General features: G+C 68.3%; 11 protein-coding genes. All 11 read left to right on the top strand.

Translation table 11 applies throughout. The features are described from left to right. The first annotated feature begins 6 nt into the window (after window positions 1–6). The 11 genes from flgJ to fliF all read left to right on the top strand — a co-directional run bounded on the left by flgJ (window position 7) and on the right by fliF (window position 12753). Window positions 7–1068, top strand: a complete 1062-nt coding sequence (flgJ, locus tag ACVCMB_RS07500; RefSeq protein ID WP_395119829.1) for a flagellar assembly peptidoglycan hydrolase FlgJ — start codon at window positions 7–9, stop codon at window positions 1066–1068. 72 nt (window positions 1069–1140) lie between these two features. Further along, window positions 1141–3015: a flagellar hook-associated protein FlgK gene (gene flgK / locus ACVCMB_RS07495; RefSeq protein WP_447106540.1), complete on the top strand. Its 1875-nt coding sequence runs from the start codon at window positions 1141–1143 to the stop codon at window positions 3013–3015. Window positions 3016–3018: 3 nt separating this feature from the next. Continuing rightward, the gene (gene flgL / locus ACVCMB_RS07490; RefSeq protein ID WP_447106539.1) at window positions 3019–4221 is read left to right on the top strand and encodes a flagellar hook-associated protein FlgL; all 1203 of its coding nucleotides are present in this window, start codon (window positions 3019–3021) and stop codon (window positions 4219–4221) included. Window positions 4222–4346: 125 nt separating this feature from the next. Beyond that, window positions 4347–5795, top strand: coding sequence for a flagellin N-terminal helical domain-containing protein (locus ACVCMB_RS07485; RefSeq protein WP_447106538.1), 1449 nt, complete (start codon window positions 4347–4349; stop codon window positions 5793–5795). Window positions 5796–5860: 65 nt separating this feature from the next. Then, window positions 5861–7255 (top strand): flagellar filament capping protein FliD, encoded by a 1395-nt coding sequence (gene fliD / locus ACVCMB_RS07480; protein ID WP_447106537.1) that lies wholly within the window; start codon window positions 5861–5863, stop codon window positions 7253–7255. Between the two features lie 15 nt (window positions 7256–7270). After that, the gene (gene fliS / locus ACVCMB_RS07475; RefSeq protein ID WP_447106536.1) at window positions 7271–7690 is read left to right on the top strand and encodes a flagellar export chaperone FliS; all 420 of its coding nucleotides are present in this window, start codon (window positions 7271–7273) and stop codon (window positions 7688–7690) included. 3 nt (window positions 7691–7693) lie between these two features. Beyond that, window positions 7694–7996: a flagellar protein FliT gene (gene fliT, locus ACVCMB_RS07470; RefSeq protein ID WP_447099879.1), complete on the top strand. Its 303-nt coding sequence runs from the start codon at window positions 7694–7696 to the stop codon at window positions 7994–7996. Between the two features lie 91 nt (window positions 7997–8087). Then, window positions 8088–8642, top strand: coding sequence for a PilZ domain-containing protein (locus tag ACVCMB_RS07465; protein ID WP_395119822.1), 555 nt, complete (start codon window positions 8088–8090; stop codon window positions 8640–8642). A 387-nt stretch (window positions 8643–9029) separates the two neighbouring features. Next, a complete protein-coding gene (locus ACVCMB_RS07460; RefSeq protein ID WP_447106535.1) occupies window positions 9030–10454 on the top strand; it encodes a sigma-54 dependent transcriptional regulator in 1425 nt (474 codons plus the stop codon). A 221-nt stretch (window positions 10455–10675) separates the two neighbouring features. Continuing rightward, the gene (fliE, locus tag ACVCMB_RS07455) at window positions 10676–11002 is read left to right on the top strand and encodes a flagellar hook-basal body complex protein FliE (RefSeq protein ID WP_447099882.1); all 327 of its coding nucleotides are present in this window, start codon (window positions 10676–10678) and stop codon (window positions 11000–11002) included. Window positions 11003–11046: 44 nt separating this feature from the next. Next, window positions 11047–12753, top strand: a complete 1707-nt coding sequence (gene fliF / locus ACVCMB_RS07450) for a flagellar basal-body MS-ring/collar protein FliF (RefSeq protein ID WP_395119819.1) — start codon at window positions 11047–11049, stop codon at window positions 12751–12753. Window positions 12754–12764: the final 11 nt, after the last annotated feature.

Raw genomic sequence — 12764 nt, 5'->3', positions numbered from 1 at the left:
GATGCCATGACGCCGCTGAATCCCGCTTCCCCCGCGCTGGACACCTGGACCGAACTGTCCGGCTTCCAGCAACTGCGTGCGCAGGCGCGCAGCGACGGCGGCAAGAGCGCGCTGCCGGCGGTGGCGAAGCAGTTCGAGGCGATCTTCACCCAGATGATGCTCAAGTCCATGCGCGAGGCGAACGCCGGCATGGGCAGCGACCTCGCCGGCAGCGAGCAGGTCGACTCCTATCGCCAGTTGTTCGACCAGCAGCTCTCGCTGAGCCTGGCCAACGGCAAGAACGGCCTGGGCATCGCGAAGATGCTGGTGCGCCAGCTTGGCGGCAAGGGCGAGGCGGCTGCGGCCGCGGCGCCCCGGCAGCCTTTTGCGGTGCCGGTCGCCGATGTGCGCAACGCGCACGTGCGCGCGTTGCTGCAGCTGGGCAACGAGCCCGTTGCCGGCGACGACGCAGCCAGCGCGATCGGCATGCCGTCGACCGCCGACAACGACTCGCCGTGGCAGCACGTGGTCGACCGCATGACCCGCGGCGCGATGGACGTGGCCGACACCGCCGCCCACTGGCTTCCCGGCGGCGACCCGGTGAACTTCGTGCGCGCCCTGGCGCCGCACGCCGCCGAGGCGGCGAAGAAGCTGGGCGTTTCCGTGCGCGCGCTGCTGGCGCAGGCCGCGCTGGAAACCGGCTGGGGCAAGCACCTGCCCAAGGGCAGCGACGGCAGCAGCAGTTTCAACCTGTTCGGCATCAAGGCCGGCAGCAGTTGGGATGGCGACAAGGTCAGCGTGCCCACGCTGGAGTACGAGAACGGCGTGGCGGTGCGCCGGCGCGACGCGTTCCGCGCCTACGATTCGCCGGCCGATTCGTTCGCCGACTACGCGCAGTTGATTGCCGACAGCCCGCGTTACCAGCAGGCGCTGGGGCAGGGCGAGAACATCGCCGCGTTCGCGCGCGGGTTGGTTCATGGCGGGTATGCGACGGACCCTGCATACGTGGCCAAGATCACGGCGATCGCCAACAGCGCGCAGATGCGCGAGGCGCTGGCGGCGCTGCAGCAGCCGGAGGCATTCAAGTGATCCCTCCTCCGGCCGTTAACGTTTCCACGCACCGCGCGATCCGGGCGGTGTGCCATGCGTCGAGGATGTTCCATGGCTGACATGCTTTCGACCGGCGTGTCCGGGCTGCTCGCCTCGCAGATCGGGCTCAGCACGGTCAGCCACAACGTGGCCAACGTGAACACCGACGGCTACAGCCGCCAGGTGGTGTCGTTCGGCGCGCGCCTGCCCGAGGGCCAGGCGGGCTACTACGTCGGCACCGGCGTCAATACGGTGGCGGTGCAGCGTGCCTACAGCGAATTCCTCAACGCCTCGCTGTGGTCGGCCAGCTCGGGCCAGGGCCGTGCCAGCACGATGGCGGGCCTGACCGCCCAGCTCAACAACCAGCTGGCCGGCAGCAGCAACTTGCAGACGTCGCTGGACGGTTTCTACGGCGCGGTGCAGGACATGGCCAATGCGCCGTCGGATGCCGCCTCGCGCCAGGTGCTGCTGGCCCGTGCCGGCGGCCTGGCGACCACGTTCCGTGCGTTGTCGGGGCAGTTCAGCCAGCTGTCCGGGCAGATCCAGCAGCAGATCGGCGACACCGTCGACGCGATCAATGTCGACACGCAGTCGATCGCCAAGCTCAACGAGAAGATCCGCTCGTTCTCCTCCACCGAAGGCATGCCGCCGGCCGACCTGCTCGACCAGCGCGATGCGTTGGTCAAGAAACTGGCCGGCGAGGTGGGCATCAGCGTGGTGCCGCAGAACGACAACACCATCAGCGTGTTCGCCGGCAACGGCCAGGCGCTGGTCACCGGCACCGAGGCGCATGCGCTGGGTACGGCCGCCAACGTCTACGACGCCACCCGCGTGGAAGTGGTGGGCGCCGGCAGCGGCAACGTGATCAGCGGGCGCATCGGCGGCGGTGCGCTGGGCGCGCTGCTGGATTTCCGCAGCAATGTGCTGGACCCGGCGCAGATCCAGCTCGGCCGCGCGGCGCAGGCGATGGCCAGCGCGTTCAACGCGCAGCATGCGCAGGGCGTGGATCTGCACGGCGACGTCGGCGGCCAGTTCTTCGCCGCCGCCGGGCCGACGGTGCAGGGCGCCTCGACCAACACCGGCAGCGGCACGGTCGCCGCCAGCATCACCGACATCGGGGCCCTGCCCGCCAAGGAATACGTGCTGAGTTTCGACGGCACGGCCTGGAGCATGCGCGATACCAGCGGCAATGCCGTGGCGCTCGGCGGCAGCGGCACCAGTGCGGACCCGTTCACCGCCGCGGGCCTCAGCCTGGTGGTCGGTGGCGGCGCCAGCGCGGGTGACAGCTTCCGCGTGCAGCCCAGCCGCGATGCCGCGGCCAGCTTCGCCGTGACCGTCGATCAGCCCGACCGGATCGCCGCCGCCGCGCCGTTCGTGGTCGCCGCCGGCGCCGGCAACACCGGCTCCGCCACGGCACGCGCCAGCATCGCCGACGGCAGCGACCCGGCGCTGTTCAACGCCTCCTCGATCGTGTTCAGCTCGGCCACCAGCTACAGCATCGACGGCGGCCCGGCGCAGACCTTCACCGCCGGCCAGCCGATCGTGCACAACGGCTGGAGCATGCAGCTCGATGGCGCGCCGCAGGCCGGCGACAGCTTCAGCCTCAAGGCCAACAGCAACGCGCAGGGCGACAACGCCAACGCGCTGATGCTGGGCAAGGTCGCCAATCTCGGCGTGCTCGACGGCGGCGTCACCAGCACCGGTCGCGCCTACAGCCAGCTGGTCGGTCAGGTCGGCAGCGCCGGCGCGCTGGCCAAGGACGAGCTGACCACGCAGACCGCGGTCTACAACCAGGCGATGGGCGCACAGCAGAGCGTCTCCGGCGTGAACCTGGACGAGGAGGCCGCCAACCTGGTGCGTTACCAGCAGGCGTACCAGGCCTCGGCCCAGGTCATCAGCACGGCCAACAGCATTTTCAACGCGCTGCTCGGCGCGGTGCGGAGTTAAACCATGCGCGTCTCCACCAGCTGGATCCAGCAGCAGTCCGTCGGCAGCATGATGAACCGGCAGAGCGACCTGTCCGATCTCAACACGCAGCTCAGCACCGGCAAGCGGATCAACCAGCCGTCCGACGATCCGGTCGGTGCGGCGCGCGCGCTGGACATGTCGCACCTGATCGCCGACTCGGCGCAGTACCAGCGCAACATCACCTCGGCCAACGCGCGGCTGGGCCTGGAAGACCAGACCCTGTCCAACACCGGCAACGTGCTGCAGCGTGTGCGCACCTTGCTGCTGCAGGCGGCCAACGGCAGCCAGACCGACGGCAGCCGCGGCGACATCGCCGCCGAGCTGTCGCAGCTGCGCGCGCAGATGCTGGGCCAGGCCAACAGCACCGACGGCCAGGGCGAATACATCTTTGCCGGCAATCGCACCGGCACGCAGCCGTTCGTCTCCGGCGATTCGGTCAGCTACCTGGGCGACGCCGGCCAGCGCATGGTCGCCGCCGGTCCCGGCCTGCAGGTCGCCACCGGCGATGCGGGCAGTGCGGTGTTCATGGACATCCCCACCGGCAACGGCACCTTCGCGGTGAGCGCCGCGGCGACCAACACCGGCTCGATGGTGGCCGGTGCCAGCAGCGTCAGCGATCCGTCGGCCAGTCCGTCGGCATGGGACGGTGGCGCGTACAGCATCGTGTTCACCGCGGCCGACGCGTACGAAGTGCGCGATGCCGGCGGCGCCGTGCTCGACAGCGGCAGCTACGATCCGGCCAAGGGCGGCAGCGTCACCTTCCGCGGCGCGCAGGTCGCGTTCAGCGGTGAGCCCGCGGTCGGCGACAGCTTCGCCATCGGTGCCTCCGGCAAGCAGGACGTATTCACCACGCTGGACAACATCATCAAGACGCTGCGCACGCCCAACGGCGGCGACGCGCACATGCAGAACGCGCTCAATACCGAGTTCGCCAATCTCGACCAGGCGCTCGACTCCATCACGCGCACGCGCGGCCTGGTCGGCGCGCGCATGAACGCGCTGGATCAGCAGGGGGCGCTCAATGACGACCTCACCTTGCAGTACAAGACGTCGCTGTCGGACGTGCAGGATCTGAACTACTACGACGCGATCAGCCAGCTCGGTGCGCAGACCACGGCGCTGCAGGCCGCGCAGCAGACGTTCACCAAGATCCAGGGTTCAAAACTTTTCGATTATTTGCGTTGACAAGGCTCAAGTTTTGGTATGGCGAGTCGAAACAGTACACAAGGCGGATGCATTCAATGGTGAATCCCCGCCGGATTGTCTGAGCCGGCCACTGTCGGCATACCAACTCGATTCGGAGAATTCCCATGGTCATGAGCGTCAACACCAACATCAGCTCGCTGAATGCCCAGAAAAATCTGGCTGCCTCGCAGAGCAAACTCGCCACCGCGATCGAGCGCCTGTCCTCGGGCATGCGCATCAACAGCGCGAAGGACGATGCCGCCGGCCTCGCCATCTCGACCCGCTTCACCACCCAGATCAACGGCCTGAACCAGGCCGTCAGCAATGCCAACGACGGCATCTCGCTGGCGCAGACCACCGAGTCGGCGCTGAACGAGGTGACCAACAACATGCAGCGCATCCGCACGCTGGCCGTGCAGTCCGCCAACGCCACCAACTCCGACTCCGACCGCGCCGCGCTCGACGCCGAAGTGCAGCAGCGCCTGGCCGAGATCACCCGTATCTCGCAGCAGACCACCTTCAACGGCCGCCACGTGCTGGACGGCAGCTTCGGTTCGGCCGCGTTCCAGATCGGTGCCAACGTCGGCGAGACCATTTCGGTCAACCTGAGCCAGGGCGCGGGTGCGTCGCAGGTGGGCAAGATCGCCTCGGCCACCAGCGCCACGGGCGTGTTCGTCGCCACTTCGGCCACGACGGCCGTTGTCGGTACGGCTGCGGTGACCGTTGCTTCAGCCACGGCGGCCACGGACTTCCAATTCGCGGGTGTGAGCATCAACGTTGCTGCCAACGCTTCGGGCACTTATGCGACCATGGCCGCCGATGTGCAGGGCCAGTTGGACGCAGACTCCAACGCGGCGGGCAAGTACACGGTCACCGATTCTGCCGGTGGTCTGGTGATCACCCAGAACACGGCCACCACCGATGCAATGACCGTGACTGCCGGTACCAATGCGGCCGTTGGCGCCGTCACCGCCGGTGTCACCGGCGTGGCCGTCGGCGACGCAACCCCGCTGGTGCTGGCCGCCGACGGCAGCGACTTCTCGCTGCAAGCGGGCTCGGGTGCCGTGACGACGTTCAGCGGCACGTTCAACGACGCCGCTTCGCTGGCGGCCGCGATCAACGCCAAGGGCATCGCCGGTGTTTCGGCCTACGCCGATGCCACGACGGGTGTCCTGCACCTGGCCTCGCAGGAAGCGCTCACGGTCGGCGGCGCCAAGGGTACCGGCGTCCTCGGGTTCAGCGCCACGAACGCCATTGGCGGCGACCTGGCCAGTGCCAACGTGAAGTCGGTGGCCGGTGCCAACGACACCATCAGCCGCATCGACTCGGCGCTGGGCACCATCAGCTCCATGCGCAGCGACCTGGGCGCGGTGCAGAACCGCTTCACCTCCACCATCGCCAACCTGCAGACCATTTCGCAGAACCTGAGCGCGTCGCGCAGCCAGATCCAGGATGCCGACTTCGCCGCGGAGACCGCGAACATGTCCAGCGCCAACATCCTGCAGCAGGCCGGCGTCTCGGTGCTGGCGCAGGCCAACGCCACCACGCAGAGCGTGTTGAAGCTCCTGCAGTAACTGCTTGACCCGGAACGGCCGCGGACAGCCCGCGGCCGTTTCCCTCATTACAGGAATCGACGTCCATGGCTATCACGGTAGGTTCGACCACACCCACCACGGGTTTGCTTACCTCCATGGGCGTGGGTTCCGGCCTGGATGTCGCCACGTTGGTGGACAAGCTGGTGGCCGCCAAGAAGGCGCCGCAGCAGAACCAGATCACCAACCAGGCCGCCCTGGCCAACACCCAGTTGTCCGGCCTGGGCCAGGTCGGCGCCGCGCTCTCCGCGCTGCAATCGGCCATGGCCTCGATCACCGACGGCAGCGCCTTCAACGCGCGCACGGTGAACTCCGCCGACACCGACGTCCTCGGGGCCACGGCCTCCGGCTCCCCGGTCAGCGGTAGCTACAAGATCGACGTCACCCAGCTGGCCACCGCACTCAAGGCCTCCTCCGGCGCGTTCGCCGACAGCAGCGCCAAGGTGGGCACCGGCACGCTCACCCTCGCGGTGGATGGCCAGTCGATGAGCCTGGATCTCACCGACAGCAACAACTCGCTGGCCCAGGTTCGCGACGCCATCAACAAGGCCAGCGACAACCCCGGCATCAGCGCCACCATCGTCACCGGCACCGATGGCGCGCACCTGGTGCTCAGCGGTACCCGCACCGGCGCGGCCAACGGTTTCGTGGTGAGCAGCAGCGGCGGCGACGGCGGCCTGGCCGCACTCGACTACGACGCGGCCGCCGGCAGCGGCAACGCGCTGACCGTCATCACCGCCGCACAGGATGCCCAGTACAGCATCGACGGCGTAGCCGGCCACGGCGCCGGCAACAGCGTCAGCGGCGCCATCGACGGCCTGACCCTCAGCCTGGTCGCTTCGGGCCAGACCACGCTGACCGTGGCCAACGACCCCAGCAAGGGCAGCAGCGCGCTGAGCAACCTGGTCAATACCTACAACAGTTTCGTGGGGATCTACCAGAACCTCACCAAGTACGACGCTACCAGTGGCACGGCCGGCGCCATGATCGGCGACGCCACCATCAACGGCATCAACAGCACGCTCTCGCGGCTGGTGGGCGGCGTGGCCAACGGCACCTCGCTGGCCGCGCTGGGCATCTCGCTGCAGGTGGACGGCACGCTGAAGCTGGACAACGGCAAGCTGACCCAGGCGATGAGCGACGGCGGCAAGCTCGCCAGCCAGCTGTTCGGCGGCGATACCGGCCTGGCCGCACAGTTGAACGGCCAGCTCGACCAGTGGGTCGGTCCGAACGGCACGCTGGCCGGCCGCACCAGCAGCATCAGCCAGCAGCTGAGCGCGTTGAAGGACCAGCAAGCCACGCTGGACAGCCGCATGGCCGACCTCACCGCGCGCTACCAGGCGCAGTTCACCGCGCTGGACACGTTGATGAGCAAGCTCAACAGCACCAGCAGCTACCTGCAGCAGCAGTTCGACGCGTTGAACAACATCAACAAGAAGTAAGGGCAGGAGACGATCATGGGATTCGGTTACGGCGCAGGCGCCTACCAACAGGTTCGTTCGCACGGCGGCGTGGAGTCGGCCGACAAGCACGGCCTGATCACGTTGTTGATGGATGGCGCACTGGAGCGCCTGGTCAAGGCCCGCGCGCACATGATGCGCGGCGAGACGGGGCCCAAGGGCGAAACCATCAGCCGCTGCATCGAGATCCTCGGTGGCTTGCGCGATGCGCTCGACCGCAAGGCCGACCCGACCCTGGTCGACCGCCTCGATTCGCTCTACGAATACATGAGCCGGCGCCTGCTGCAGGCCAACCTGCGCGACGACGCCGGCATCATCGACGAGGTCAGCCGGCTGTTGCAGCAGGTGCGCGACAGCTGGGTGCAGATCGGCCCGTCGCCGGCACCCGCCCCCGTCGGTCGCGTGGCAGGCGCCTGAACCATGTCGCCGTCAACTTTCGAGGACAACTCGGCGTTGACCAGCGCGTTGGTGATTACCCGCGCGATGCTCGCCGCCGCGCGCGCGGAAGATTGGCAGCAACTGCTGCAGCTGGAAGAAGCGCGCGCCCCGCTGGTGCATCGCCAGCACCACCCCGACGCGGCCACCCAGGCCCAGCTCGGCCAGATCCTCGCCTGCGATCGCCAACTGCAGGCCCTGCTGGTGACGGCACGCGATGCGCTCGCCCACCAGTGGCAGCGCGAGCGTGACCGGGCCCAGGCCATCGCGGCCTACGCGCAGGCCTGAATCGCCCGGCGATGTCATCATGCACGGCAGATGGCCCGCGCCATGCAGGCCTTGCCGCCAAGGCCGACAGCCGATATCCGGGAGCCGCACGATGAACAACGCCAGCTGGAACGAGTTCGAGCAGCGGGTCAGCGTCGAGGAACTGCTGCACGTGGCGATCGAGCCGCTGGCCTGGCCGATGCCGCAGGCGCTGGCGCTGGCGCTGGCCGAGCGCAACGGCAATGCGCTGGCGGCGATCGCGGCGCTGGAAGAACGCCGTGTCGAGACGCCCGACGACGACAATCCGCTGGTGCAGGAAATGCGCCGCATGGATGCCAAGCTCACCGCGCTGGTGGACATCGTCAACCGCCTGCTGGTGCCGCCCGGCACGCTGCCGGCACAGCGCCTGGTGCGCTTCAACGCACGTGGCGCGGTGCTCGCTGCGGACGTCGCGTTGCCGGGCGACGCAGTGCTGCTGGGCCTGCGTTTCGAGCATTGCCGCAGCCTTCCGCTGGAGTTGCCGGCGTTGCGCGAAAAGCAATTCGACGATGGTCGAACCTTTGTCGCTTTCACCTCGCTGAGCGACGCGCAAAGTGACGCAATTGAGCGCCTCGTTTTTCGTCATCACCGACGCAAAGTGGCAGAAGCGCGCCAGCTTCCCGGTTGAGTTCGCCGACCCCCGGCGCCGCGGGCGCGGATGCGCCGTCGGCGTCGCGAGACCCAGTTCACACTATTGAGAACTCGCGTGCAGGAAAACCCTCACGCGCTGTCAGCGTTTTCGCGCCCCGCCGAGCTCCGCCGACCCCGCACGATCGCAGACGAATGCCGGCGCAAACGTGCGGCATCAAACGTTTACATGCGACAGCTCGAACCGGCTCTGGAAATTTTCACGGAGCGGGTGGCCGATCTGCGTCATTTTGTCGGCGCCCCGTGCGCCAGAAACTGGCCTCCTTGTTGCAACCGGTTCATCAGCCCGGCGACGACTCGCTGGCGGTGACGAAAAACGGCCATGCCGGAAGTTGGGTCAACCAACGATGCAAGACGGAGAGTAGAGATGCAGCAGTTCGATTTTCTGGTGATTGAATCCGATGCGGCGCGAGTCAATGCGGTGATGTCGGCGCTCCACTTCCTTGGTTACCACCCGCAGCATGGCGCGCAGTGCGCGCGCACCGACGAGTCTTCCCATGCATGGCGCGCGGTCTACGTCGGCGGCATCGACGACGTGGCCGAGGCCGAGCGGCAGTTCGCCCTGCTCGGTGCCAGCGCTGGCCACATCCCGGTGTTGCTGGCCGAAGACTCGCCCTGGGCGCAGCGCCTGGGTGCGGCGAAGTCGCCGTTCGCCGGTCGCGTAGCCACGCTGTCGTTCCCGCTCAGCTATGAAAAGCTCACCGAGGCGCTGCGCAATGTCTATGCGCGTCTGCTCGGCGGGCGTTCCGGCGGGCTGCGCTTCGTCGGCGACTCCGCGCCGATGGTGCGGGTCAACGGGCTGATCCGCCAGGTGGCGCCGTTCGACTCCAACGTGCTGGTGCTGGGCGAATCGGGCACCGGCAAGGAGATGGTCGCCCGCGCGATCCATGAACATTCCCCGCGCCGCGGCAAGCCGTTCGTGGCGATCAACTGCGGCGCGATCCCGCCCGAGCTGCTGGAAAGCGAGCTGTTCGGCCACGAGAAGGGCGCCTTCACCGGCGCGATCAGTGCGCGCAAGGGCCGCTTCGAGATGGCCGAGGGCGGCACCCTGTTCCTCGACGAGATCGGCGACATGAGCCTGCCGATGCAGGTGAAGCTGCTGCGCGTGCTGCAGGAGCGCGCCTACGAGCGCGTCGGCGGCAACAAGACGCTGCACTGCGACGTGCGGATCATCGCCGCCACCCATCGCAACCTGGAGCAGGCGATCGCCGAGGATCGTTTCCGCGAGGATCTCTATTACCGCCTCAGCGTGTTCCCGCTGGAGCTGCCGTCCCTGCGCGAGCGGCTGGACGACCTGACCACCCTGATCGCCGAGTTCAACCTGCGCGGCGCGCGCCGCGGCCTGGGCGTGGTGCGCTTCAGCACCGGCGCGATGCAGTCGCTGCGTGCCTACGCCTGGCCGGGCAACGTGCGCGAGCTGTCCAACCTGGTCGAGCGCATGGCGATCCTGTTCCCGCACGGCGAAGTGCGCAGCAGCGACCTGCCGGCGAAATACCGCGGCGCCACGCTGGTCGGCGACGAACACGGCGCCACGGCGCTGGCGATGATGAGCGAAGATCACGCGATCGCCGGCATTGCGCTGCAACCGGCCAGCGAATCCGAACGCCTGCTGCCGGAAGAAGGCCTCGACCTGAAGGATCACCTTGCCGACATCGAAGTCGGCCTGATCCGCCAGGCACTGGACGCCACTGGCGGCGTCGTCGCCCACGCCGCCCGCCTGCTTCACATGCAACGCACCACCCTGGTCGAAAAACTGCGCAAGTACGGGCTGCAGAGCAGCCTGGCCGCCTGAGGGCAGGGAACAGGGAATAGGGAATAGGGAATAGGGAATAGGGAATAGGGAATAGGGAATAGGGAATAGGGAATAGGGAATAGGAAAACTCGAAGGCGGACGCAGCAGCTTTTGCACTTGCGATTCCCTATTCCCTATTCCCACCCCCACTGGCACGCCTCCTGCAACACCACCTCGAAACCCCGCCACGCGTCGGGAATACGTCATGAGGACGCACCGCGATGAGCACGATCGACGTCAACAACCTGCTTTCACAGATGCGCCAGATGACGGCGCAGGTGCGCGCGCCGGCGGCAGTGGCCAAGGCCGTGCCGGTGGCGGGACAGCCGGACTTTTCGTCGGTGTTGAAGGAGTCGGTGTCGGCGGTGGGGCGCAGCCAGATGGAGGCCGGTCGCATGGCTGCCAGTTTCGAGCGCGGCGATCCGGGCGCGGACCTGGGCCGCACCATGATCGCGGTGCAGAAGGCCGATCTCTCGCTGCGCACGATGGTCGAGGTGCGCAACAAGATGGTCGATGCGTACAAGGAAATCATGAACATGCCGGTCTGATCCCGGCGCTTCGCTGACCCCGCTTACCCCACACGAGCAACACCATGGCCGACAACGCCATCGCAGCCCGCGACAACGACGCGGCGCGACCGGACCCCTTCAAGCAGATCGCCCGCAGCCCGGCTGCGCGCCAGATGCTGCTGCTGGTGGCGATCGCTGCGGCGGTGGCGCTGGGCGTGGCGGTGGTGCTGTGGTCGCGCGGGCCGAACTACGGCCTGCTGTATGCCGGGCTCGACCAGAAGGACGCCGCCGCGGTGGCGCAGGAGCTGCAGGCGGGCAACACGCCGTTCCAGTTGAGTGCGGACGGCTCCTCGATCATGGCACCGGCCGCCGACCTGGCCGGCCTGCGCCTGAAGCTGGCCAGCAAGGGCCTGCCGCGCGGCAGCGCCACCAGCAGCGTGATGCCGGCGTCCGATTCGCCGTTCGGCATGAGCGACCTGGCCGAACGCACCCGCTACCAGCAGATGCTGGAGAGCGATCTCAGCGCCACCATCGGCGGCCTGCAGTCGGTGCGCGCCGCGCGCGTGCACCTGGCGATGGCCAAGCCGTCGGCGTTCATCCGCGACAACCGCGAAGCCAGCGCCTCGGTGCTGGTCACGCTCTATCCCGGCCGCCAGCTCGATGCCGGCCAGGTCGCCGCGATCGTGCACCTGGTCGCCTCCAGCGTGCCCGGGCTCGACGCGCGGGAGGTGTCGGTGGTCGATCAGCAGGGCCAGTTGCTGACCACCGATCCGAGCAGCCCGGCCGCCGTCGGCGACGATCGCCTGCGCATGGCCACGCGCATCGAGAACACCTACGCGCAGCGCATCGAGGAGCTGCTCACCCCGCTGGTCGGCCCCGGCCGCGTGCGCGCGCAGGTGTATGCGGATCTCGATTTCAGCCAGTCGGAAAAGGCCACCGAAACCTACGGCCACGATCACCCGGCGCTGCGCAGCGAGCAGACCAGCAGCGAGCGGCGCGGCGGCGGTGCCGCGGGCGGCGGCATCCCCGGCGCACTGAGCAACCAGCCGCCCAGCCTGGTGGCGCAGCCCACCGCGGCCAACCCCGATGCCGGCAAGGCGAACCCGTCCGCCGCCGCATCCAGCGCCACGGTGGCCAGCGGCGACGTGTCCAGCAGCGCCACGCGCAACTTCGAACTCGATCGCACCATCAGCCACATCAGCGACCCGGCCGGACGACTGGCCCGGCTCACCGTGGCCGTGGTGCTGGACAACAAGCTCGCCGACAAGGGGCCGGCCACCGCCGGCAGCGCCGCCGGTGCGGCTCCCGCCGGCGTGCCGTTCACCGCGCAGGAGCTGGAGCGGCTGACCGAACTGACCAAGAACGCGGTGGGCTTCGACGCCGCGCGCGGCGACAGCGTGAGCGTGGTGAACCAGCCGTTCCAGCGCCCGGTGGCGCCCGAGGCGCTGCCCGAGCCGCCGCTGTGGGAGCGCCCCGGCGCGATGGATCTGATCAAGCAGGGCATCGGCGTGCTGATCGCCTTGCTGGTGGCGTTCGGCCTGCTGCGCCCGCTGCTGCGCGGCGTGACGCGCGGCACGTCCAATGCCAAGGCGCTGCCCGCGCCGAGGCCGCAGATTTCGGTACGCGTGGCCGATGAGCCGGAGGCCGATGGCCAACCGGCGCGGCTTGCCGGTGCCACGCCCGCGCTCGAGTACGAACAACGCATCGGCCAGGCTCGCCGCCTGGTCGGCGAAAACTCCAGGCAAGTGGCGCAGGTCGTGAGGAACTGGGTAAGCGAAGATGGCAACTAACCAACATGACG

This window comes from Rhodanobacter sp. UC4443_H10 (assembly GCF_052978325.1).
Note: the sequence above shows the minus strand (reverse complement) of the source record. Positions and strands in the feature narration are given on the sequence as shown.

Bases quoted from the DNA above. Each gene is read 5' to 3' on its own strand.
- ACVCMB_RS07465 (WP_395119822.1), top strand. From the start codon at position 8,088: ATGAACAACGCCAGCTGGAACGAGTTCGAGCAGCGGGTCAGCGTCGAG.
- flgK (WP_447106540.1), top strand. From the start codon at position 1,141: ATGGCTGACATGCTTTCGACCGGCGTGTCCGGGCTGCTCGCCTCGCAG.
- flgL (WP_447106539.1), top strand. From the start codon at position 3,019: ATGCGCGTCTCCACCAGCTGGATCCAGCAGCAGTCCGTCGGCAGCATG.
- ACVCMB_RS07485 (WP_447106538.1), top strand. From the start codon at position 4,347: ATGGTCATGAGCGTCAACACCAACATCAGCTCGCTGAATGCCCAGAAA.
- fliE (WP_447099882.1), top strand. From the start codon at position 10,676: ATGAGCACGATCGACGTCAACAACCTGCTTTCACAGATGCGCCAGATG.
- fliF (WP_395119819.1), top strand. From the start codon at position 11,047: ATGGCCGACAACGCCATCGCAGCCCGCGACAACGACGCGGCGCGACCG.
- fliT (WP_447099879.1), top strand. From the start codon at position 7,694: ATGTCGCCGTCAACTTTCGAGGACAACTCGGCGTTGACCAGCGCGTTG.
- ACVCMB_RS07460 (WP_447106535.1), top strand. From the start codon at position 9,030: ATGCAGCAGTTCGATTTTCTGGTGATTGAATCCGATGCGGCGCGAGTC.
- fliD (WP_447106537.1), top strand. From the start codon at position 5,861: ATGGCTATCACGGTAGGTTCGACCACACCCACCACGGGTTTGCTTACC.
- flgJ (WP_395119829.1), top strand. From the start codon at position 7: ATGACGCCGCTGAATCCCGCTTCCCCCGCGCTGGACACCTGGACCGAA.
- fliS (WP_447106536.1), top strand. From the start codon at position 7,271: ATGGGATTCGGTTACGGCGCAGGCGCCTACCAACAGGTTCGTTCGCAC.